This window comes from Aeromonas enteropelogenes, from assembly GCF_000819845.1.
GTDB lineage: Bacteria > Pseudomonadota > Gammaproteobacteria > Enterobacterales > Aeromonadaceae > Aeromonas > Aeromonas enteropelogenes.
The window spans coordinates 1-22,515 of sequence record NZ_CDCG01000002.1; the positions used below are offsets into that span (position 1 = coordinate 1).

At 61.2% G+C, this 22,515-nt stretch carries 19 protein-coding genes, 3 tRNA genes and 2 pseudogenes; 4 read left to right on the top strand and 20 right to left on the bottom strand.

The annotated features are described in order from the left end of the window. Positions 1–160, top strand: a pseudogene (locus tag BN1123_RS21935) (MFS transporter); the annotation flags it as partial. 4 nt (positions 161–164) lie between these two features. On the opposite strand, the gene BN1123_RS00015 reads toward BN1123_RS21935, so the two are convergent. Then, the gene (locus BN1123_RS00015) at positions 165–1,247 is read right to left on the bottom strand and encodes a protoglobin domain-containing protein (protein WP_042024770.1); all 1,083 of its coding nucleotides are present in this window, start codon (positions 1,245–1,247) and stop codon (positions 165–167) included. A 181-nt stretch (positions 1,248–1,428) separates the two neighbouring features. Then, positions 1,429–1,782 (bottom strand): DsrE/DsrF/TusD sulfur relay family protein, encoded by a 354-nt coding sequence (locus tag BN1123_RS00020; protein ID WP_026458710.1) that lies wholly within the window; start codon positions 1,780–1,782, stop codon positions 1,429–1,431. Between the two features lie 162 nt (positions 1,783–1,944). Between BN1123_RS00020 and BN1123_RS00025 the strand changes: the two genes are divergently transcribed. Beyond that, positions 1,945–2,340 carry a DUF1090 domain-containing protein gene (locus BN1123_RS00025; RefSeq protein ID WP_042024771.1) on the top strand — a complete coding sequence of 132 codons (396 nt, stop codon included), beginning with the start codon at positions 1,945–1,947 and terminating at the stop codon, positions 2,338–2,340. 54 nt (positions 2,341–2,394) lie between these two features. Here BN1123_RS00025 and BN1123_RS22035 read toward each other — a convergent pair. The 8 genes and pseudogenes from BN1123_RS22035 to astB form a co-directional block, all read right to left on the bottom strand. Continuing rightward, a pseudogene (locus BN1123_RS22035) lies at positions 2,395–2,475 on the bottom strand (YfhL family 4Fe-4S dicluster ferredoxin); the annotation flags it as partial. Positions 2,476–2,610: 135 nt separating this feature from the next. After that, on the bottom strand, positions 2,611–2,859 hold the full coding sequence (locus BN1123_RS00030) for a YfhL family 4Fe-4S dicluster ferredoxin (protein ID WP_005303946.1): 249 nt from the start codon (positions 2,857–2,859) through the stop codon (positions 2,611–2,613). A 1-nt stretch (position 2,860) separates the two neighbouring features. Next, positions 2,861–4,225 carry a prephenate-dependent tRNA uridine(34) hydroxylase TrhP gene (gene trhP, locus BN1123_RS00035; RefSeq protein ID WP_042024772.1) on the bottom strand — a complete coding sequence of 455 codons (1,365 nt, stop codon included), beginning with the start codon at positions 4,223–4,225 and terminating at the stop codon, positions 2,861–2,863. Between the two features lie 257 nt (positions 4,226–4,482). Further along, complete coding sequence (locus tag BN1123_RS00040; protein WP_042024773.1) at positions 4,483–4,764, bottom strand: hypothetical protein; 282 nt, start codon at positions 4,762–4,764, stop codon at positions 4,483–4,485. Positions 4,765–4,904: 140 nt separating this feature from the next. After that, positions 4,905–4,989, bottom strand: a tRNA-Tyr gene (locus tag BN1123_RS00045). A 31-nt stretch (positions 4,990–5,020) separates the two neighbouring features. Beyond that, positions 5,021–5,105 (bottom strand) — tRNA-Tyr (locus BN1123_RS00050). 31 nt (positions 5,106–5,136) lie between these two features. Continuing rightward, positions 5,137–5,221: transfer RNA gene (locus tag BN1123_RS00055), tRNA-Tyr, on the bottom strand. 242 nt (positions 5,222–5,463) lie between these two features. Beyond that, entirely contained in the window at positions 5,464–6,801 is a 1,338-nt protein-coding gene (gene astB / locus BN1123_RS00060; RefSeq protein WP_042024774.1) for an N-succinylarginine dihydrolase, read from the bottom strand. 343 nt (positions 6,802–7,144) lie between these two features. Between astB and topA the strand changes: the two genes are divergently transcribed. Continuing rightward, entirely contained in the window at positions 7,145–9,766 is a 2,622-nt protein-coding gene (gene topA / locus BN1123_RS00065) for a type I DNA topoisomerase (RefSeq protein ID WP_042024775.1), read from the top strand. A 97-nt stretch (positions 9,767–9,863) separates the two neighbouring features. Then, the gene (locus tag BN1123_RS21595; protein WP_197064410.1) at positions 9,864–10,028 is read left to right on the top strand and encodes a hypothetical protein; all 165 of its coding nucleotides are present in this window, start codon (positions 9,864–9,866) and stop codon (positions 10,026–10,028) included. Between the two features lie 18 nt (positions 10,029–10,046). Here the strand turns inward: BN1123_RS21595 and BN1123_RS00070 are convergent, their stop codons facing one another. From BN1123_RS00070 to BN1123_RS00115, 10 genes are all read right to left on the bottom strand, one after another. Next, complete coding sequence (locus tag BN1123_RS00070; protein ID WP_042024776.1) at positions 10,047–10,400, bottom strand: MGMT family protein; 354 nt, start codon at positions 10,398–10,400, stop codon at positions 10,047–10,049. 65 nt (positions 10,401–10,465) lie between these two features. Continuing rightward, positions 10,466–12,019, bottom strand: a complete 1,554-nt coding sequence (locus tag BN1123_RS00075) for a methyl-accepting chemotaxis protein (RefSeq protein ID WP_042024891.1) — start codon at positions 12,017–12,019, stop codon at positions 10,466–10,468. A gap of 209 nt (positions 12,020–12,228) precedes the next feature. Beyond that, a complete protein-coding gene (locus BN1123_RS00080; protein ID WP_042024777.1) occupies positions 12,229–14,094 on the bottom strand; it encodes a beta-N-acetylhexosaminidase in 1,866 nt (621 codons plus the stop codon). Next, positions 14,079–14,951 carry a glucosamine kinase nucleotide-binding domain-containing protein gene (locus BN1123_RS00085; RefSeq protein ID WP_042024778.1) on the bottom strand — a complete coding sequence of 291 codons (873 nt, stop codon included), beginning with the start codon at positions 14,949–14,951 and terminating at the stop codon, positions 14,079–14,081. Before BN1123_RS00085 ends, BN1123_RS00080 begins: the two co-directional genes overlap by 16 nt. Next, positions 14,944–16,659 (bottom strand): glycoside hydrolase family 9 protein, encoded by a 1,716-nt coding sequence (locus tag BN1123_RS00090; protein ID WP_042024779.1) that lies wholly within the window; start codon positions 16,657–16,659, stop codon positions 14,944–14,946. Before BN1123_RS00090 ends, BN1123_RS00085 begins: the two co-directional genes overlap by 8 nt. 106 nt (positions 16,660–16,765) lie before the next feature. After that, positions 16,766–17,758: an ABC transporter ATP-binding protein gene (locus tag BN1123_RS00095; protein WP_042024780.1), complete on the bottom strand. Its 993-nt coding sequence runs from the start codon at positions 17,756–17,758 to the stop codon at positions 16,766–16,768. Between the two features lie 11 nt (positions 17,759–17,769). Further along, the gene (locus tag BN1123_RS00100; RefSeq protein ID WP_042024781.1) at positions 17,770–18,789 is read right to left on the bottom strand and encodes an ABC transporter ATP-binding protein; all 1,020 of its coding nucleotides are present in this window, start codon (positions 18,787–18,789) and stop codon (positions 17,770–17,772) included. Further along, entirely contained in the window at positions 18,786–19,706 is a 921-nt protein-coding gene (locus tag BN1123_RS00105; protein WP_042024782.1) for an ABC transporter permease, read from the bottom strand. Before BN1123_RS00105 ends, BN1123_RS00100 begins: the two co-directional genes overlap by 4 nt. Position 19,707: 1 nt before the next feature. Continuing rightward, the gene (locus tag BN1123_RS00110) at positions 19,708–20,691 is read right to left on the bottom strand and encodes an ABC transporter permease (protein ID WP_026456977.1); all 984 of its coding nucleotides are present in this window, start codon (positions 20,689–20,691) and stop codon (positions 19,708–19,710) included. A gap of 118 nt (positions 20,692–20,809) precedes the next feature. After that, complete coding sequence (locus BN1123_RS00115) at positions 20,810–22,495, bottom strand: ABC transporter substrate-binding protein (protein ID WP_042024783.1); 1,686 nt, start codon at positions 22,493–22,495, stop codon at positions 20,810–20,812. Between the last annotated feature and the right edge of the window lie 20 nt (positions 22,496–22,515).

The following is a 22,515-nucleotide window of genomic DNA, read 5'->3' on the forward strand; positions in this document are numbered from 1 at the left end:
GGCGGGGGCCTTGCTGGGGGGCTGGATCATCGAGCGGTGGAGCGGGCAATGGCTCTACCTGCTGATGACCCTGCTCTGTGTCGTGACCTTCATGCTCTATGAATGGGGAGCCAGGTTGCAGGGGCGCAGGCCGTCGTCCCCCGTGCTGGAGCAGGGTTAAGAGATCAGTGGGTGTTGCCCGGGTTGACCTCCTTGAGCGCCTTCTTGGCGGCATACATGCGTTCGTCGGCAAGGCGGATGAGACTCAGGCCATCGTCGTAGCGCTCCGGGCCTGTCTGCACTATGCCGATGCTGAGGGTGATGTCTTCCAGCTGTTCCTTGAGAGTCTTGGTGAGCCGCTTGAGGTAGATGTCGCGGGCCTGTGATTCGCTGCAGTTGGGCAGGATCAGGCAGAATTCGTCCCCGCCATAGCGAAAACAGCTGTCTTCGGTGCGAGAGACTTTGCGAATGCAGTTGCCCACGACCCGCAGGATCTCGTCCCCCCGCTGGTGCCCCTCCGTGTCATTGATTTGCTTAAAGTTGTCTATATCGAGATAGGCGATGGCCACGGGCTCGGCCCGGCGCTGACAGGTGCGCAGGGTCAGCAGCAAGCGCTCCTGCAGATGGCGCACATTGAGCAATCCGGTCAAGGCATCGGTGCGATTGAGCTCCTCCAGCTGCTGGGTACGCTCGCGCACCTTCTCCTCCAGCAGTCTGGCGTAGTTGTCCGATTTCTCCTTGGAGGATTCGATCTCCGATACCAGGCTGCGGATATAGGTCTCGAATACCAGGGTGATGTCGAACAGAAACAACTTGTCGAGAGCGGTCAGCATGGCGATGCGATCCGCCTCTTCGCTTATCTGGTCGAAGATGTCTTCAATGAGCAGCGCCTTGAGGGTGTTGATGGCGGCAAGATAGAGCTTGGGTTCCACTCCGATCCGCTTGTGTACCAGCCCGATCCGCAGCCGGTTGTTGACGTACTCCAGATCGTAGAGGCCGCTGAACAGGTCGAGGATGTAGCGGCGCTGGGCCGTGCGCAGCCGGGTCAGGGTATCGGCGTCGCCGATCAGCAGGGCAATCTCGGTGATGGCAGTTTGTTGCTGGTAGAACTGATCCACCAGGGTATCGATACGGGGTTCTATATTGCCGTGATAGCTGCCGAGCAGGTTGGCATCCCGTTCGGTGAACAGCAACAGCGCTTTGCGATGGGCAATTTCGAATTCGGTGATGCGCATCTGTTCGAGCAGGGTCTGTTCGGTTGGATTCATTGTTGTCCTCTGTCCATGGCGACGCCGTCGTCCGGCGGGGAATGCGGTGCAGATAAAGCCGTGATGGCAATTGATATTGTAGTCAGTTGAATGAGAAGGGGCCTTAATGACCCCCAAACTATGAGGGCCATGGTGTGGACTATTAGTCGATGGAGGATAAAAAGTAATTAAAAACAGAGCATTAGAAAGTAAGGACCTTGTCGGCGGCGAGCGTCCACTGGGCCAGCATCGGCAGGGTGCCCACCTCGATCCCTTCGATGAGCGGCAGCGCCGTGATGCCGCGCGCATCGGTACAGGTCTTGCACAGCCGTATAATCACCCCCTGGGCCAGCAGGATCTCCAGCATCTGGCGCAGATTGTACCCCTCGGCCGGGGCCTGACCCGCCAAGGCTGCGCTCACCGCGTCCGACATCAGAAACAGTTTCAATGTGATGCCACCCTGTTCATTGAGGGCGATGGCCAGTCGCAGGGCATTGAACAGGGATTCACTGCCGTAGGGGGCACCGTTGGCGATTACGACAATATCTTGCTTCATAACAGACTCCAGCTTGCAAAAGCGACATTGTAGAACCAACGGGAGAGGGATGGCGTGACTCAGTACAACTTCTGTCGCACCTGTTTCCCGTCGTCTTGACCCGGCCTCGGATCGAGGTTTTTATGGGCAGCTCGAAAAGCAGATATAACCGGGTGGATCCTGATGTGGAAGATGATAGGTGCGAGCCTGCTGTTGCTGGCGGGCCAGGCCTATGGCAGCCAGGCTGTCGGCTGCAAGGCTCGTTTGAAGGCGGTCGATGAACAACTGGTTGAGGCTAAAGCTCAAAAAAATGGCGACAGAGTAGCTGGGCTGGAGCGGGCAAAACGCAATATTCAGGCCTACTGTAGCGACGAAGGGCTTTACCGGGAGCAGCAACAACGGGTGGCAAAGATGCAGCAAGAGGTGGATGCGTATCTGAGTGAATTGCAACAGGCGCGTGTTGCCGGCAGACCGGACAGGGTAGCCGACAAGCAGGGCAAGCTTGATGCTTCCCAGCTTCGCCTGCTGGAGGCCGAACGCGAGCTGCTGGCGCTGCAGCAGCTGATTGGAAAGTCCTGAGCAGTAGCCGAAAGACACAAAACAAGGCCGGGATATCCCCGGCCTTGTCGCATTCTATTGCCTGTGTATCCGCACAAACTTTTCCATCAGCTGTTCTTCCGTTTCCACATGGACGGGGTCCCGGATGATGCAGTCCGTGAACTGCAGACGCCGATGAAGGCGTTACTGCCTGTGCATCCGCACGAACTTTTCCATCAACTGATCTTCGCTCTCCACATGAGCGGGATCCCGGATGATGCAGTCGGTGAACTGCAGACGCTGATGAAGGCGTTACTGCCGGTGCATCCGCACAAACTTCTCCATCAGCTGCTCTTCGGTCTCCACATGAGCGGGATCCCAGATGATGCAGTCGATAGGGCAGACACTGATGCAGGTCGGCTTCTCGTAGTGACCGACGCACTCGGTGCAGCGACTGGGGTCGATCTCGTAGATCTCCTCGCCGAGGCTGATGGCCTGGTTCGGACACTCGGGATCGCACATGTCACAGTTGATGCACTTGTCGGTGATGAGCAGGGACATTTCAGGCGGCCGAGTGGGGCTGACGGGTATCCTCGCGCTCGCCGAGGTTGCGCAGCAGGATGCCGTAGTCAACGTCCACTTCCTTCGGTACCGGCACGTAGACCACGTGGCCGTTGCCCGGTGCGGTGTCGATGAGCTCGCCCTTGCGGTTCTGCATCTGCTCCAGATTGAAGCTGAGGTTGCCCTGCGGGGTCATCAGCTCCAGGCTGTTGCCCACCAGGAACTTGTTCTTCACTTCGACTTCGACCATGTCGCCGTTGCGACCGGTGATTTCGCCGACGAACTGCTGGGTATCGGAGACAGAGTAGCCGTAGTCGTAGTTCTGGTATTCGCTGTGGTTGTGACGGCGCAGGAAGCCCTCGGTGTAGCCGCGGTGGGCCAAATTTTCGAGGGTGCCCATCAGGCTGCGGTCAAACGGCCGGCCGGCTACGGCATCGTCTATCGCCTTGCGATAGACCTGGGCGGTGCGCGCGCAGTAGTAGAAGGACTTGGTACGGCCTTCGATCTTCAGCGAATGGACGCCCATCCTGGTCAGCCGCTCCACGTGCTCGACGGCGCGCAGATCCTTGGAGTTCATGATGTAGGTGCCGTGCTCGTCCTCGAACGCGCTCATGTACTCGCCCGGACGGTTGGACTCTTCCAGCAGCACCAGGGCATCGGTCGGTTTGCCGGCACCCAGGGTCGGGTCCACTTTCTGCACGGCGATGGGCTCCTGGCGGTGGACGATCTGGCCCACCTCGTCCTCTTTACCCTCGTGCACCTTGTACTCCCAGCGGCAGGAGTTGGTGCAGGTGCCCTGGTTGGGGTCGCGCTTGTTGATGTAGCCGGAGAGCAGGCAGCGGCCGGAGTAAGCCATGCACAGCGCCCCATGGACGAACACTTCCAGCTCCATCTCAGGCACCTGCATGCGGATCTCCTCGATCTCGTCCAGCGACAGCTCGCGAGAGAGGATGGCACGGGTCAGGCCCATCTGATGCCAGAACTTGACCGTGGCCCAGTTGACCGCGTTGGCCTGCACCGAGAGGTGAATGGGCATGTCCGGGAAGGCTTCACGCATCATCATGATGAGACCGGGGTCGGACATGATCAGCGCATCCGGGTTCATCTCCACCACAGGGCGCATGTCGCGGATGAAGGTCTTGAGCTTGGAGTTGTGGGGCTGGATGTTGGCCACCACGTAGAACTGCTTGCCGAGGGCATGGGCTTCGTTGATGCCGAGCTGCAGGTTCTCGTGATCGAATTCGTTGTTGCGTACCCGCAGGCTGTAGCGGGGCTGGCCGGCATAGACGGCATCGGCGCCATAGGCGTAGGCATAACGCATGTTCTTGAGGGAACCTGCGGGGGAGAGCAATTCTGGTTTAAACATGTCGGACTCTTATGTCTGATTGCAAATCAGGACGGCGCCACCTGATGGCGTCGTATGGGTTGAGCGGGGCTCGAGCAGCTTCTCGATGCACCACGACCCGGCGGTGTCTCCATGCTGCACGTTCACAGGGGAGGCACCGGAAACACGGGGTGCGAGATTGTACTCGTCCCTACGTCATCATGCAATTTAGCAGGGGGCGCCGGGAAGGCGCGAGCTGGCATGCCAGCCGCGTTTTGGGGACAGAGCCTGGGGGCAGATCAGTGAGCGAGATGCAACTGGGGAAAGTGGCTGTTCATGAAGTGGCGGGGAACGCGGCCATTGCCGGCCTTGGCCAACCACTCCCAGTTCAGCTTCGGAGAGCCCGCCTTGAAGCGCTGGTAGGCAACCCCCTGATGCACCGTCAGGAACAGGGTGGTAGGCAGCCCCAGCTTGTTGCTGTAACGCACCATCAGATCCCCCTGATAGCGGCTGACCCTGAGCTTGAGTGCCTGCAATGTGAGTCCGTTGGCATGACCATCCTGGTCCCAGACTTCAAACATGATATGAAGACTCCAATGAAGATGTGTCCACGATGCGCAATAGCCAGGGTTTTGACAAGTGTCAGATCTGACAGCAAGCAGAGGATAGGCGAGGAGCCAAAAAGCGAAAACCCGGCGCAGGGCCGGGTTTTCTTGAATGATGGTGGAGGGAGAAGGATTCGAACCTTCGAAGGCAGAGCCGTCAGATTTACAGTCTGATCCCTTTGGCCGCTCGGGAACCCCTCCACAGGGGCACTACACAAATTGTTCAGGAAGATGGTGGAGGGAGAAGGATTCGAACCTTCGAAGGCAGAGCCGTCAGATTTACAGTCTGATCCCTTTGGCCGCTCGGGAACCCCTCCACGGGGTATTTTCCTGATTGTTGCACTTGAATGGTGGAGGGAGAAGGATTCGAACCTTCGAAGGCAGAGCCGTCAGATTTACAGTCTGATCCCTTTGGCCGCTCGGGAACCCCTCCCCAAGTGCGAGGCGCATACTAACAGATCCTTGGGCTTTGTGAACCCCTTGCGAACCCTTCTGGCAGTAAAAAGTGACTGTTCGTCGATTTTTTGATACATCCCGCTCAAATTTCATGCTTATCAGCAAGTTGTGTGCTGTTTTTCTGCACAATGCGCATCGGTTACCTGTTCTGCGGGAATGAAAAACAGCATAAAAAAACAAGGCCGCCCTTAATCGGCGGCCTTGTGCTGCGAGGCAGGCTCAGCGTTGGAACGGGTAGACGGAGCCGAGTTTGAGGATCTGGGTCAGCTCGTCCAGTGCATTGCGGGACTCCATCACCAGGGCCGGATCCCGCAGATCGTCCAGGGTCAGGCGATCGCGGTAGTGACGTTCCACCCAGGCGTCCAGACGGGCGAACTGGGCATTGTTGATGAGGCAGGCCGGATTGACGGCGGCCAGCTCCTCGTCATTCATGGCGACCCGCAGTCGCAGGCAGGCGGGTCCGCCGCCGTTGCGCATGCTCTGCTTCACGTCCATGTAGTGCACCTGCTTGATCGGGGTGCCCTGGGTCAGCAGCTTGTCCAGATAGGCTGACACAGCCGGGTTGTCGCGACACTCGGTGGGGGCGATGATGGCCATTTCGCCCGAGGGCAGGGTCAGGATCTGGGTGTTGAACAGATAGGATTTCACCGCATCCAGCACGGAAACTTCCGCCGTCGGCACCTCGATGAAGTGCAGGTCCCCTTCGCCAAACTTGGTGCGCACCTCGGCCAGCGCCGACTCGGTATTGAGGAACGCCTGCTGGTGGAAGAAGAGCACGTTCTGGTTGCCCACCGCGATCACGTCGTTGTGGAACACCCCCTGATCGATCACATCCGGGTTTTGCTGGATGAACACCACGCTCTCGTCACCAAGGCCATGGAGACGGGCGATGGCCTGGCTCGATTCCAGGGTCTGACGGGCCGGGTAGCGCTTGGGCGCGGGGTGGGAGAGATCAAAGGCGCTGCGACCGTAGACGAACAGCTCGACCCCCGCCTCGCCATAGGCACGGCACAACCGGGTGTGGTTGGCGGCCCCTTCATCGCCGAAGTGATCGTTTTCCGGCAGGTGGAGGTGGTGGCTGAAGTGGCGCTCGTTGTTGAACACGGCGCGCAGGATCCGGCCGGTAACCTCGGGCTCCAGGGAGCGGTGGAATTTGTTGGTCAGGTTGGCGGGGGTGAAGTGGATGCGGCCATCCTGGGTGTCGGCACTCGGTGATACGGTGGCGGCGTTGGCTGTCCACATGCTGGAGGCCGAATAGCAGGCCGCCAGTACGGCAGGGGCCTGTTTGGCAGCCTGTTCCAGCACTCTGGCATCGTTGCCGGTAAAACCGAGGCGGCGCAGGGTGGCGAGATCCGGCCGCTCCTGCGGGGCCAGCACCCCCTGGGTCATGCCAAGTTCGGTCAATGCCTTCATCTTGCGCAGCCCCTGTTTGGCCGCCTCCTTGGGATTGGAGGCTTCCTGGGCATTGCTTTGGGAGGCGACGTTGCCGTAGGAGAGGCCGGCGTAGTTGTGGGTCGGGCCGACCAGACCGTCGAAATTGACCTCGAAGTGCTTCATTGAGTACATCCTTTCGATTTTTATGATGGGTAGCGGTTCCTTCCGCGCGCAATGCGTCGGGGTGGGGCCATTATAAAGAGATTTTATGTTTTTGTAACAACCCGATAACCATCCTCTGTTTTTATGTCGTTTCAGATATAAAAAGAGGAGCGGTATGGCAGAAAATTGAAAAAGCGGTTGCGTCTGGCCCGCACCCTTCGCATTAATAAATAAAGAAGCATGGTAGTTCGGGCTGGTCTGGCAAATTTGTTCACAAGATTGCTTTTTCTCGTCAAATCTCTTATACAGCCCCACAAAACCGCACACCAACCCCGTCGGGTGCAATGAGGATAATAGTTACAGCATGGGCAAATCACTGGTCATAGTGGAGTCTCCGGCCAAGGCCAAGACGATCAACAAATATCTGGGCAAGGACTACGTGGTGAAATCCAGCGTCGGTCATGTTCGCGATCTGCCTACCAGCGGCAGTGCCAGCACCGAGCCCAAGAAACCTGTCATTCGCGGCATCAAGTTGAGCGAATCCGAGAAGGCGGCCAAGGAGCGCAAGGCCCTGTTCGCCCGTATGGGTATCAATCCGACCGCAGGCTGGCAGGCCAACTACCAGATTTTGCCCGGCAAGGAGAAGGTGGTCAGCGAGTTGCAGAGTCTGGCCGAGAAGGCCGACACCATCTATCTCGCAACCGACTTGGATAGAGAGGGGGAAGCGATCGCCTGGCACTTGCGCGAGATCATCGGTGGCGATGACAGCCGCTACAAGCGCGTGGTGTTCAACGAGATCACCAAGAGCGCCATCCAGGAGGCCTTTGCCCAGCCGTCTGAGCTGAACATTCACCGCGTCAACGCCCAGCAGGCCCGTCGTTTCCTCGACCGGGTAGTGGGTTACATGGTCTCTCCGCTCTTGTGGAAGAAGCTGGCTCGCGGCCTCTCCGCCGGCCGGGTGCAGTCGGTCGCGGTGCGTCTCATCGTCGATAAAGAGCGCGAGATCAAGGCGTTCGTGCCGGTGGAGTTCTGGGATCTCAACGCCGATCTGCTGACCGGTGATAAAGCTGATCTGCGGATGGAAGTGGTCAGCCGCAATGGCGCCGACTTCAAGCCGGTGACCCAGGCCGAGACCTTCGCCGCCGTGGCCGCTCTGGAAGGGGTCGACTACAAGGTGGTGAACCGGGAAGACAAGCCGACCGGCTCCAAGCCGTCCGCTCCCTTCATCACTTCGACCCTGCAGCAGGCGGCCTCCACCCGTCTGAGCTTCGGGGTGAAGAAGACCATGATGATGGCACAGCGTCTCTATGAGGCGGGTTACATCACCTATATGCGTACTGACTCCACCAACCTCAGCAAAGAGGCGGTCGACGCGGTGCGTGAATACATCGGCGAGCAGTATGGCGCAGCCTATCTGCCGGCCGAGCCGAATCTGTACGGCGCCAAGGCCAATGCCCAGGAAGCCCACGAGGCGATCCGTCCCTCCAGCGTGCAGGTGACTGCCGAGATGCTGGAAGGGATGGAGCCGGACGCCATGCGCCTCTACGACCTCATCTGGCGCCAGTTTGTGGCCTGCCAGATGACACCTGCCCAGTACGACTCCTCGACCCTGACCGTCAAGGCGGGCGAGTTCGAACTCAAGGCCCGTGGTCGCACCCTGCGTTTCGCCGGTTGGACCAAGGCGCTGCCCCCCATGGGCCGCAAGGGCGAAGACAGCCAGCTGCCGGCGGTGACTGTGGGTGAGGTGCTGAAACTGGTCAAGCTGGATCCGCGCCAGCACTTCACCAAGCCGCCCGCACGCTTTACCGAAGCGGCGCTGGTGCGCGAGCTGGAGAAGCGCGGCATCGGCCGTCCTTCCACTTACGCTTCCATCATCTCCACCATCGTCGATCGCGGTTATGTGCGGGTCGAGAGCCGCCGTTTCTTCGCCGAGAAGATGGGGGAAATCGTCACCGACCGTCTGGTTGAGAACTTCGTCGAACTGATGAACTACGAGTTCACTGCCAAGATGGAAGACAAGCTCGATGGCATCGCCGAAGGGAGTCTGGAGTGGAAGAAGGTGCTGGATGCCTTCTACGCCGAATTTACCCAGGAGCTGGCGCAGGCTGACAAGGCACCGGAAGAGGGGGGCATGCGTGCCAACCAGATGGTGCTGACCGACATCGATTGCCCGGATTGCGGTCGCAAGATGGGGATTCGCACCGCCACCACCGGCGTCTTCCTCGGCTGCTCCGGCTACGCATTACCGCCCAAAGAGCGCTGCAAGAAGACCATCAACCTGGTCTCCGCCGACGAGTTCGTCTCCGCCACCGATGGTGACGAGGCCGAAACCGATGCCCTGCGCGCCAAGCACCGCTGCGGCGTTTGCGGCACCGCGATGGATGCCTACATCATCGATGACAGCCGCAAGCTGCACGTCTGTGGCCGTAACCCGGATTGCGACGGCTACGAGATCGAGAAGGGCCAGTTCAAGCTCAAGGGCTATGAAGGGCCGAGCATTGAGTGCGATCGCTGTGGCTCCGAGATGCAGCTCAAGAACGGCCGCTTTGGCAAGTACATGGGCTGCACCAACGAGACCTGCAAGAATACTCGCAAGATCCTGAAAAATGGCGATATAGCACCGCCGAAAGAGGATCCGGTGCCGCTGCCCGAGCTGAAATGCACCCAGTCCGACGCCCACTTCGTGCTGCGTGACGGGGCGGCCGGTCTGTTCCTGGCGGCCAGCAACTTCCCCAAATCCCGCGAAACCCGCGCGCCCTTGGTGGAAGAGCTCAAGCGCTTCAAGGATCGCATATCGGCCAAGCACAAGTACCTGGCTGAAGCACCGCAGACCGACCCGGACGGCAACCCCGCCATCGTGCGCTTCAGTCGCAAGACCAAGGAGCAGTACGTGATGAGCGAGGTTAACGGCAAGGCAACTGGCTGGACCGCCCACTACGACAACGGCACCTGGCAACAGAGCTTGCCAAAAGCGAAGAAAGCCTGATGAACAAGAGGCCCCGATACGGGGCCTCTTTGTTTATTGGAGGCGATATACTGAGAGCCGGCTGCAAGGAGTGCAGCGTTGGAACAAGGAGGTTGTGATGGAGATTAGCGAGATCCGTCCGGGCATGAATTATCTGACTCGGGAAGGGGCGGCCTATGTGCTGGAAGTGGACAGGCAGAGCTTGCTGGTGCTGGTGCAGCGCGAGGATGAAACCATTCCGGTGCAGGTGCGCAGCGATGCCATCCTGGCCTTGCTGGAGTAGCGTCGCCCCGTCATCTCGTCAAAACGGTAACAGGAAAAGCAGCTCGGCGAGATCGGGCTGCCACTGCCACTCCCGCATCCTGACTCGCCCGCCTGTCACCACGACTCCCTCCTCTTGCAGGCGCCCGGTCTGCTCTGCAAATCCGTTCGATCCTTTTGGCAGCGAAATGGTGCCGCCGGCCCCTATCACCCTGTGCCAGGGCAGCACCTTGTCGGTTTCCCGCAGCACCTTGCCCACCAACCTGGCGCGCCCTGGCAGGCCGGCCAGATCGGCAACCTGACCGTAGCTCGCCACCTTTCCCGGCGGGATCAGGGCGATGATGGCCTCGATACGGGCGATCTTGTTGGTTGGCAAAGAGGCGGTGATGGACATGGTGTCAGGTTTCCAAAAAGCAGAAGCGCCATTGTGGCGCTTCTGCTGCTTGCCTGACAAGCCGCTCAACCAAAGGTCTGGCTGATCCGCTTGAGCTGCTTGGCCCGTTCCAGCAGTTGCTGGCTCGACGCGTCCACGCACTGGATCTGCTCGCTGTTGGCCCGGGAGTACTGGGAGATCTGGTTGATGCTGCGGCTGATATCTTCCGCCACCGCCTGCTGCTGCTCGGCGGCGGCGGCGATCTGGGCCGAAAACTCCGATACCTGCTCAATTTCATCAAGCACGTCGTGCAGGCTGCTGGAGCCCTGGCGGGTCATCTCGGCGCAGCGACGAGTCTGTTCCAGATTGCTCTGCATCATGACTTTCCACTGTCCCAGGGTTTGCTGGATCTGGGTGATGCTGCCCTGGATCTGCTCGGTCGCCTTGTGAGTACGGGTCGAGAGGGTGCGTACCTCGTCGGCGACCACCGCAAAGCCGCGCCCCTGTTCGCCGGCGCGTGCCGCCTCGATGGCGGCGTTGAGGGCCAGCAGGTTGGTCTGATCGGCGATGCCCTGAATCTCCACCATTACGGTACCGATCCGCTCAGACTCGCTGGCCAGCTCCACTGCGGAGTGGAAGGCCTGCTCGGCCTGGCGGGTGAGCTGCTCAATCTGCTGCTCGGTCTGGCCGAGCTGTCGATCGGTATCCATGCAGTGGTTGCGGGCCTCGCTCACCTGCTGATTGGTATCCTGGATGTTGCGGGCGATCTCCTGAGCAGTGCTGGCCATCTGGGTCATGGCGGTGGCCATCTGCTGGGTCTGGGCATCCTGCTCCGTAATGTCGTGATAGGCCTGGTGGGAAGCCTGTTGCAGATTGGTTGCCAGGGTTTGCAGCGGATGGGTGGCATCATTGACTCGTCCCAGCACGGTCCGGATGCGGGCCTGCCACATCTTGAGGTGGAAGTCGGCGATGGCGCCGGGTTTGTCCCCCGAATAGATGAGCCGGGTCAGGCTGTCATATTCGTGCTCCAGCTGGCGCAGGTAGCGGGGCAGGGCGAACAGCTCGCGCCAGTAGGCGACAGAGAGCAGCAGCAGGGGCAACAGCATCCACAAAGCACCCAGCCAGCCATGCCAGTGGACGGCCGCCGCCAGGATGGCCAGCAGCAGGGCGGGCACCAGCAGATGACGCACCCTGGTCAGCGAGACGTTCAATTTGGCATGACCCTGCTCGCTTCTGAGCAGGTTGCGATAGGTGAGGGTGGCAATCTCCTTGTGACGGGGGTCCGGCCGGGTGCGTACCGACTGGTAGCCGCAGATCTGGTCGCCCTCATAGATGGGAGTGACATAGGCATCGACCCAGTAGTAGCGGCCATCTTTGCAGCGATTTTTCACCATGCCGCGCCAGGGTTTGCCCTCCTTGAGACGCAGCCACAGATCGGCAAACGCGACCTTGGGCATATCGGGATGACGCACCATATTGTGGTTCTGGCCCAGCAACTCTTCGCTGCTGTAGCCGGCGATCTCGCAAAAAGCGGGGTTGGCGTAGGTGATCACGCCGCGAAGATCGGTCGTGGAGACGAGCTGCACATCGGCAGGAACGTCCACTTCGCTATCCACAGTGTGGACCTCTCGGTGAGTCATGATCATGCGCCCCTTTTGTTATTGATAATGAAGTTTTTTAAGTGTGGCATATCCGACCCGGAGTGCTTCTTTTCCATATGAAGGGTAGGGTGGTTTCGTTGGGCGCCGAATTTTGTCAGGATATGGTGAGAAAAGGTAGAGGAAAGTTGTATTTTTGTTGGTGGTTTATAAAAAAAGGCGGCCAGCAGGCCGCCCAAAAAGAGACAACATTACCTCTGTGGCATCCGGTAGCGCACCTGCTGCTGGTCGAGGATCTGCAACTGTCCCGGCAGACGGGCAGCGAAATGATCCCATGCCTTGTGGACCGGATTGCTCCAGGCCACTTCGGCAGTCGCCAGCATGCGCGGAAACAGCATGTAGTCGAGACGATCACGGGAGGTGATCAATTCTGACCACAGGGGGCTCAATACCCCGAGGATGTTATCGTTGGCATGGAAATCTGCCGGAGCCGGGTCGCATGCGTAGACCTGCTCCAGATTAAGGGTGCCCGCCCAGTAGAGGCCAGGCTCGTGAATGTCCTGGCTCCAGGCCAGATCGAGATAGAGATACTGGGCCGGCGCCATGACCACCGGGTAACCGGCGGTGGCGGCATCCAGTCCTGCCTGGAAGCTGGTCCAGGCGAACACGGCGGCATCCCGGCTCACCTTGTCGCCATGCAGTATCTCCTCCCAACCCAGCATCTGCTTGCCCTTGCCGGCCAGATAGTGCTGGCAGTGGCGCAGCAGATGGCCCTGCAGCTCGCGGCACTCCTGGTATCCCTGTTGCGCCATCAGTCGCTGGCAGGCTGGGCTGTCGGTCCAGACGCCGGTCGGTACCTCGTCCCCGCCCATGTGTACCTGGGGGCCCGGGAACAGCTCGCACACCTCGTCGATCACCGTTTCCAGGAACTGGTAGGTGCCCGGCAGCGCCGGGTTGAGCACGTTGTCGTCGAAATGCTGTACCGACAGGTAGCGGGAGCGATCCTCCTCCTCGGTCAGCAACTCGGGCAGTGCCTTGATGGCCGCATGGCAGTGACCCGGAATGTCGATCTCCGGGATGATGGTGATGCCGAGCCCGGCGCCGTAGGCCACCAGTTCGCGCACTTCGCTCTGGGTGTAGTAGCCACCGTAAGGTTCGGGGCCGCCGCTCAGCTGGGGATCCACCGCCAGCCCGTGGCCCCGCCAGGCCCCCTGTTCGGTGAGCGCCGGGAAGGCCTTGATCTCGAGGCGCCACCCCTCGTCATCGGTCAGATGCCAGTGGAAGCGGTTGAACTTGTAGAGACTCATCAGCTTGAGCAGGCGCTTGATGGTCGCGGTGCTGTGAAAGTGGCGGGCGCAGTCGAGAAAGATGCCGCGAAAGCCAAAGCGGGGGGCATCCTCCAGCTTGACGCAGGGCAGGCTCTCCCCGTGTTGCAGGTACCACTGGGCCAGGCTGACCAGACCGTGGCGCCAGCCCGCCTCGCCCGCTGCACTGATCACTATCTCCTCAGGCGTGATGGCCAGATGATAGGCCTCGGGGGGGAGGGGGGCCTCGATGAGGCGGATCCCGGCGTCGTGATCCTGATCCAGGGCCAGCCCGGTGAGCTCGTTGAAGTGGGCCAGCAGGGCGCTCAGGTTGCCCGGTCCACTGACGTGAGCACGCTCCGCCAGCCTGAAATTTCCCTCCAGCAGGGCGATCTGGGCCGGCTGTGGCACTATGCCGCACAGGGGCTCCACCGGTGGCAGGTCGGGTTCACTGACGGCGGGGGCATCCAGCGCGATATCCTGCCCGGCCAGGGTGACGGGTTGCAGGCTGGCGCCCGTGGCGGCCTCCGGCAGGCTCAGGAAAAATCCCTGCGGCATGTCGGAGAGCCGCTTGATGGGGGTATTGCGGCAGCAAAAAGTCAGCTCGCTGTTGCTACCTTGGGGCGCCAGCACCTTGTAACTGCCGCTCTGGCGCTCAAGTCGGCCCCCCTGTACCGACGCGGGGTCGATGTGACGCGCCAGGCAGAAGTGGAGCTTCCACTGGGCGTCCGGCAAGTGGGAGAGATTGAACCGGAACCAGACATCTTCGCCATCACGTCGGACGACCTGGGTGTGGATCAGGGGTGTAGACATGGATATTCCTCCGATTGGGCAAACAGGATGGCGCCGTCAAGGGCATCGGCCTTGGGGGTCGCAAGGTTGAAACGGGCGAGGCGGGGGGCGAGACGCATGCCGATGCCGCCAAGCAGGGCGATCCGGTGCGCGCCAAGCTGCTGCATGCCATCCAGCAGCTGCGCCAGCTGGGTACAGGTTTCGTCAAGCAGCTGGCAGGCGAGCTCGTCGCCATCGCTGGCGGCATCGAATACCCAGGGGGCGAAGTGGCCATATTCGGCCGGGATGGCACGGGCCGCCCAGCGCACCACCTGGGCCTGATCCCGCTTGAAGTGATCCATCAGTCGCACCGCCAGGGTGCTGGGGGGCAGGATACCGTCGTGGCAGAGCAGGGATTGCTGGAGGGCGCGCAGCCCCAGCCAGGCGCCGCTGCCGAGATCCGAGATGGGAAAACCCCGCCCCGAACAGGTGCGGATCTGTCTGCCCTGATAAATGAGGCCGGCCGAGCCGGTACCGGCGATGAGGATGGCCCCCTCCTGGCCGCCGAAGGCACCGAGACAGGCACCGAAGGCATCGGAAGTCAGCTTGACGCTGGCAAAGGGAAAGGGCATGGCCAGCATGGCGTGATAGCAATCCGCCAGCTCGGCGGAGGCGAGCGCGAGGCCCACTCCCATCTGCTGTTTACACTCGGGGCCAAGTCCGGCCGCCTGCCGGGCGCTGACGATTGCCGCCAGCACGTTGGCGTGGGCATGCAGGATGCCGAGCTCCAGATTGGAGCCGGCGGCCCGTCCCTCGCCCAGGAGTTTGCCCGCCCGGTTGCGAATACGGGCGCGGGTGTGGGTGCCACCGCCATCTACCCCGACCCAGTACTCAATCATGGTGGCCTCCCTGCACGCTTTGCCAGCTGATGGCCAGGGCGAACCAGGCGGCGTGGGGGATCCACTGCTCGCCCCAGCGCCAGTTTTGATCGAGCCGCTCCTTGTACTCTTGCGGAATAAAGGCGACGTCAGCCTCGTCATCGAAGCCGGCAGTGATGCCGTTGCAGATCCCGCCTTGCGCATTGGGGTAGCCTGCGGTGTAGCTCGGGTTGTTGATGCCGTGGCCCGCCAGCATGCAGGCATTGAAGGGGTTTTGTCCCAGGATCCAGTCGAGCTGGCGCTGACCGAAATTGAGCAGAAGCTTGCGCTGGCGAGGCAACTGGGTGGCGGCGGCAAAGGCCATGGTGGCTAGAGAGGCCAGCCGGGCGTTCTCCCCCTGCCACCAATAACCGGATTCGTTGTGGTGGGGCATAAAGAAGCTGATACGCGGCGCTTCGCCAACCCCTTTCACATACTGGCGAGCGAGAGAGAAGGGGTTGCCCGCCCGGGCGCACAGCGCCAGCTCGGCGGCCAGCGCCTGCTCGATCACGCTCTGCACCGCGGCCTTGCGCTCCCGATCCGTCTCTACCCCCAGGTATTCAAGCAGCGCCAGCACCGGCAAGCCCGCTTCGGCGGCGTGGTAGTAGGGGCGCGAGCCATCCTGGTTGGCGGACCAGTAGTGGCCGAGCTCCGGGTGGCTGTGTTGGCGGGCGCACAGCTTGCCGGCCCGATCCCGCGCCTCGCCGAGCCACTCGGGCCCCAGCGTTTTGGTCAGCTCGACCGCCGCCAGCAGGGCGCAGTAGTCGTCGATGATGTTCTCGCAGCCATCGTCCAGATAGGCGTGGTTGTGCTCGCGCAGGTGCAGGTAGCCGCGCCGCGCCGCCTCGGCGTAACGGCTGGCATCAAAGTCGCCGCTGACGCTCTCGCGGGCGGCGCGGGCCAGGGCGGCGATGGCCATGCCGCCCCCTTGCCGAAAACCCGCCTGCCAGCTGGCGGACTTGAGCCCCTGCTGGGTAGCGTAGGCGCACAGTTCCCGCTGCTCGGGATCCTTGCTCCACTTGTCGAACAGGGTCATGTAGAAAAAGCCGCTCTCATCCTGCATGCGGCAGAGGAAATCGGCGCCGTGCAGCGCCTCGTCATTGAGTCGCTTGCACAGGTTGATGCCGTCGATGTCGCGACGTGTCGCCAGCAACTCGCGGCACTTGAGCAGGGCCCACACCACCATGGGGGTCTGCTGGGGATTGAGGTAGTTGGCGTAGGAGAGGTGGCTCAGATACTTGCTCATGTCACCGCTGGCGTCGAACCAGCCGCCGTGCACATCCCGGCACTGGTCAGCGCCAAACAGGCGGGCGTTGCGGTCGGCCCGATCGAAGGTGCCGCTGGCGCGCTGTCCCTTGAAATAGTGAATGACATCGGAGAGGCAACGGCTAGCCAGCAGATCGGAGCCGATGGCAAAGCGGGCGGAACGTACTATGCCCTGGGCGGTGATCGCCTCCAGCCGGTAGTGGCCGGGCTCCTTGCAGGGTGAGAAATCGGCTTTCCAGTAGGCCCGCCCCTGCCACCCATCCACCCGGCCGGCCGGTTGCAACGGGGTTTCCAACAGAGTCTGGCCATCATCGAGGCGCTGCAGCCGGACATAGCCGCCGAGATCGTGGGGGGAGCAGGTTTGCAGCAGGGCAATCTTCTGGGCGTCGCAGTCGTAACCCACCTGATTGATCAAAAGTTCCATCAAGGTTTACTCCAAAGGTTCTGCGGTCGGGGGGATGCATGGCCCAGGGCCAGAGTCCCCGAATCGAGGCAGGCCGGGCAAGGCTGCCCGGCCAGGGTGTGGCACATCACTCGTACAGGTAGCAGCGGACAAAATGGTTGCTGGCAAGTTGGGTGATGGGGGGCAGGCTCTCCTTGCAGCGGGGCATGGCCTGGTTGCAGCGTCCGGCGAACGGGCAGCCGCAGGATTCCGGCGTCCAGAGCGGGATCTCCCCCTTGCGGCCCCCCTCCAGCTCGGCATGGATGCTCTTCTCGGGATCCGGCACCGCCGAGATGAGCAGCTGGGTGTAGGGGTGCTGGGGGTGGTGCAAAATTTCGTCCACCTCACCCCACTCCACCATGTGGCCCACATACATCACCGCCAGATCCTCGGCCACGTAGCGAGCGGTGGCTATGTCGTGGGTGATATAGAGCATGGAGACGCCGAGCTCGTTCTTCATCTGCTCCATCAGGTTGAGGATGCCGATGCGAATGGAGACGTCGAGCATGGAGGTGGGCTCGTCCGCCAGCACCACCTCCGCCTCCACCGCCAGGTTGCGGGCGATGTTGACCCGCTGGCGCTGGCCGCCGGAGAGCTGGTGCGGGTACTTGGCCGCCGTCGCCTTGGCCGGGGTCAGCCCCACTTTTTCCAGCAGGGTGTAGACCATCTCGGGCAGATCTTTTTTGTCGATCACCTTGCTGTGCAGCAGCAGGGGGCGGGCGATGTGGTGGTAGATGGTGTGGGTGGGGTTCAGTGAACCGAACGGATCTTGCCATACCATCTGCACGCTCTGGCGATAGTCGAGCAGGGCTGTGCCCTTGTTGAACTCCTCCAGATCCCGGCCGCGATAGAGGATGCGGCCAGCGCTCAGCTTGTACATCTTGGCGATGATCTTGGCGATGGTGCTCTTGCCGGAGCCCGACTCACCCACCACCGCCAGGGCGCGGCCCCGGTGCAGGTTGAAGGTGATGTCGGAGAGGGCCCGCATCTTGCCACTCTTGATGGCATTGGAGTTGATGGGGAAGTCCTTGTAGAGGTGCTGGACTTCGATGATGGGGGCATCGGTGTTGGCGATTTGCATGACAGACATCCTTAACAGCCAGCGGCCTTGTCCAGATAGAACACGGGCTCTTGTTGTTCATCCTGCGCCTCATGGAGGTGGCAGGCAGTTTGTTGACCGGGGCGGATCTCGGCCAGCCGGGTGTACTCCTGGCGGCAGCGATCGTGCACCTTGCTGCAACGGGCCTGGAAGCGACAACCCACCGGCACCTCAAGCAGGTTGAGCGGGGTGCCCGGGATCCCCTCCAGCACCTTCTTCGGCCCGTGCAGGGGCGGGAAGGAGTTGCCGAGCCCCTTGGTGTAGGGGTGCAGCGGCGCGGTCAGGATTGCCTTGGACGGGGCCACTTCCACCAGCTCGCCGGCGTACATGATGCCGATGCGATCACAGAACTCGACCATGAGCGAGAGGTCATGGGTGATGAAGAGGATGGAGAAGTTGAACTTCTCTTTCAGGGCATAGACCTTCTGCAGGATCTCCCGCTGCACCACCACGTCCAGCGCCGTGGTCGGCTCGTCCATGATGAGCAGCTCGGGGTTGAGGGCCATGGCGATGGCGATCACCAGCCGCTGGCGCATGCCGCCGGAGAACTGGTGCGGGTAGTCCTTGAGCCGGCTCGGGTGGATGTCGACTATGGTGAGCAGCTCCTGGGCGCGTTTTATCGCTTCGTAACGGGTCATGCCCCGGTTGTGGGCCAGCAAGACGTCGCAGAACTGCTCCTCCATGCGCAGCACCGGGTTCAGCGCGTTCATGGCGGACTGGAACACCACAGAGACCTGGCGCCAGCGGTAGGAGCGCAGCCGCTCGTCACCGTAGTGGAGGATGTTCTCCCCCTTGAACAGGATCTCGCCGCCGCTGATGTAGGCGGGCGGCTTGTGCAGCCGGGCCACCGAGAAGGCGACGGTGGACTTGCCGCAGCCCGACTCGCCGGCGAGACCGAAGATCTCGCCCTGCTTGATATCGAAGCTCACCGAGTTGACGGCGCGCACGTCGCCGTTTTCGGTGATGTAGTCGACGCAGAGATTGCGTACCGACAGCAGAGGTTGCTGGTTCATGCTGTCTTCTCCTGTGCTGTGGCAACCGGCGTGGTGACCGGGGCCGCGAGTTTCTTCCAGCGGCTCAGCCCTTTGTGGGAGCGCAGCTGCGGGTTGGCGATTTCATCGATGGCGAAGTTGAGCATGGCCAGACCCGCGCCCAGGGTGGCGATGGCAAAGCAGGGGGCCAGGATCTCCCACCAGGCGCCGATCAGGATGGCGCTCGAGGTCTGGGCGTTGTAGAGCATGATGCCCCAGCTCACCACGGTCGGGTCGCCCAGACCCAGGAACTCCAGGGTCGCCTCGGTGACGATGGCGTAGATGATGGAGCCGATGAAGCTCACCCCGATGATGGAGATGAGGTTGGGCAGTATCTCCACCAGGATGATGCGCCAGGCCGGCTCCCCCAGCACCTCGGCGGCAATGACGAACTCTTTTTCCCGCAGGGCCAGGGTCTGGGCCCGGATGACGCGCGCGCCATAGGCCCAGGAGGTTAACCCTATGATGACGGCAATCACCGTCGGCGACGCCTCCCCGATAAAGCTCGCCAGCACCAGTAGCAAGGGGAGGTTGGGGATCACCAGCACCACGTTCATCAGGAAGGTGAGGCACTCGTCCACCAGGCCGCCGAAGTAACCGGCGGTAATGCCGATGGCGACCGCCAGGGCGCAGACCAAGAGACCCGCGCTAAAGCCCACCATCAGGGAGACGCGCGCCCCGTTGGTGAACTGGGCCCAGATGTCGTGGCCCATGCGGGTGCTGCCCATCACGAACTCGGCACTGGGGGGCTGGTGGGGGCGGGCCACCCGCTTGGTCGGCTCGTTGCTGGCCAGCAGGGGGGCAAAGATGGCCATCAGCACGAAGGTGACGACGATGGCGAGGCCGAAGGCTGCCTTCTTATTGCCCAGTAAAATCTTGAGAATGGTCGGCATACGCATCTTATTTGCCTCCTGTACGCAGACGGGGATCCAGGAAGACGTAGAGCACGTCGGCCAGGAAGTTGAAGCTGAGCATGGTGATGGTCATGATGAGCAGCTGCCCCTGAATGAGCGGGTAGTCGCGGGCCAGAATGCCCTGATAGAGGGTCAGACCCAGCCCCGGGTAGTTGAAGATCACCTCGGTGATGAGGGAGCCACCGATGACGAAACCGAGCGCCATGGAGAGGGCGGTGACGCTGGGCAGGATGGCGTTGCGGGCGCCGTAGTTGAAGATCACCCGGTTGCTGGAGAGCCCCTTGGCCTTGGCCATGGTGATGTAGTCTTCGCCGAGCAGGTTGATCATGTTGTTGCGCATGGTGATGAGAAAGCCCCCCACCTGCACCATGGCCAGGGTGCCGACCGGCATGATGGCGTGGAGCAATATGCTCTTGATGTGCTCCCAACCCCAGTCAGGCTTGATCTCCGGACTGTAGGCGTAGCCGATGGGCAGCCACTCCAGGCTCACCCCGAACAGGAAGAGGGCGAGCAGGGAGACCACCACCGGGGGGATGGCCTGCATCACCAGGGTGAGTGGCGAGAGGATGCTGTCCATCCGGCCACCGCGATACCAGGCGGCGAAGATGCCGACGATGGAGCCGATGGAGAAGCTCAGAATGGTGGAGGTGCCCACCAGAAACAGAGTCCAGCCGATGGCGCGACCCAGCACGTCAGAGACCTGCTGCGGGTAGAAGCGCACCGAGGTGCCGAGATCCCAGGTGAAGACGCTCTTCACATAGGTCAGAAATTGGGTGCCGATGGGGCCATCCACGAAGCCGAAGGTGGCTTTGAGGGCCTCCAGGGCGGCCGGCTCCATCATGGCGCCGGCGCGGGCAAACATCACGGAGACAGGATCGCCAGGCATGGCGCGGGGTAGCAGGAAGTTGATGGTGGCGGCTACCAGGAAGGCAACCAGATAGAAGGAGAAACGTCTCAGTATGAATCCCATGATAGTACCTTTTACTGCAAGCCTGCCCCGCATCGGGTATAGCTACCCCAACCCCGGCAGAACCGGGATAAAGGGGGATGAACGGGGAAGATGGCCCCCCGCAGGGGGCCGGGATTGATTAGCTGTTTGGCTTGAGGGACAACACGTGCAGCAGACGCTCGGGTGTGTCCGGGTGGAGCTGGGGTTTGGCAACCGGGTTGTCGGCACTGAACCAGCCATTGAAGCGCTTGGTGCTGTACTCGTACCAGGTCGGGTTGTTGAACACAGGGATGATGGTCTGGTTGGCACCGACCTTCTCCTGGATGGCGAACATGATCTCCTTCTGCTTGGCAGCATCGGCGGTCTGGGTGAAGTCGTCGATCAGCTTGTCCAGTGCCGGATCCTTGTAGCGGGGGGCCGCGAAGCGGTTGCCACGCTCACCCATGTTGCGGGAGTGGAACGCGGTCTCGAAGTACTTGTGCGGGTTGGCACCGGCAAAGTAACCCTGCAGCGCCACGTCGAAGTCGCCGGTGATCAGGTTCTCGGTCCACACGGTGGCTTCCGGGGTGGCGGTCTTAGCATTCAGGCCCAGTGCCTGCAGCCCTTCCACGCCGATCTGGACGGTATTGACCCAGTCGGTCCAGCCGTTCGGTACCAGTACCTTGAACTCGATCTTCTTGCAGCTCGGGGTGTCGAGGAACTTGTCGCCGTCACAATCCTTGTAGCCTGCTTCCTTCAGCAGTGCCTTGGCTCCTTCCAGATCGAACTTGTTGTACTTGCCGTACTTCTTGTCCACTTCCGGGTTGTTCCAGGAGTCGAATGCCTTGCCAAGGCCGGACGGGTATTCGTTGACGGTCGGGTAGCCGTAGCCCGCGATGTCCACCATGGACTGGCGGTCCATCGCCATGGAGAAGGCGCGGCGGAAGTTGATGTCGTTGAAGGCTTCGTGGTTGCCCGGATTCTTGGTCTGGAAGTTGACGTTGAACGCCACGGTACCGGAGGCCGGGAACCAGTACTTGTTGTTCTTCGGATCGTTGCCGACGTAGAGACGCTCGATATCCGGCACGAAGGAGCCGAACCAGTCGATGTCGCCCTTCATGACGGCGGCCAGCACCTGGTCGTTGGTCGCCATCTGCGGCATGCGGATACAGTCGATGGCGAGGTTGTCGTTATCCCAGTAGTGCGGGTTGCGGCACTGGGTGTAGAGCTGGGCGGAGAAATTGTCTACCTCGGTGAAGGGGCCGGTACCGACCGGCTTGTCGTTGGTGAAGGCGACCGGGTCTTTCACCGACTTCCACTGGTGCTCGGGCACGATGGGCACCAGCACTATGTCGTTCACCACGTTGGTGTTGACCTCGGTCAGATCGAAACGGACCTTGTTGGGGGCCAGCTTCTCGACATTCTTGATCTGGGTCCAGATAGAGCGCTCATCCAGGGCCTTGTTGGCCTTGACCAGGTTGAAGGAGAAGAGGATGTCGTCTGCATCAAAGGCTTCGCCGTCAGACCACTTCACCCCGTCACGGAGATCGAAGGTGACGGATTTGAGGTCATCGCTGAACGCATAGTTGGTGGCCAGACGATAGACGGGTTTGCCACCCTGCATATCGTTGAAGATCACCAGCGGCTCATAGATGAAGTGACGGGTGGTGTGCAGCAAGCCCGCTTGCAGGAAGGGGTTGAAGTTCTTGACCCAGGCGGTTTCCTGTTGCGCGACCATGGTCAGCACGGTTTTGTTTTCTGCGGCCATGGCGTTGCCGGCGGCACCGGCGAGCATCATGGTGCCCAGCATTACAGCGGTAGAGATTTTGGATACTTTGGCAAGCATATGTTTTCCTTTCTTATTTT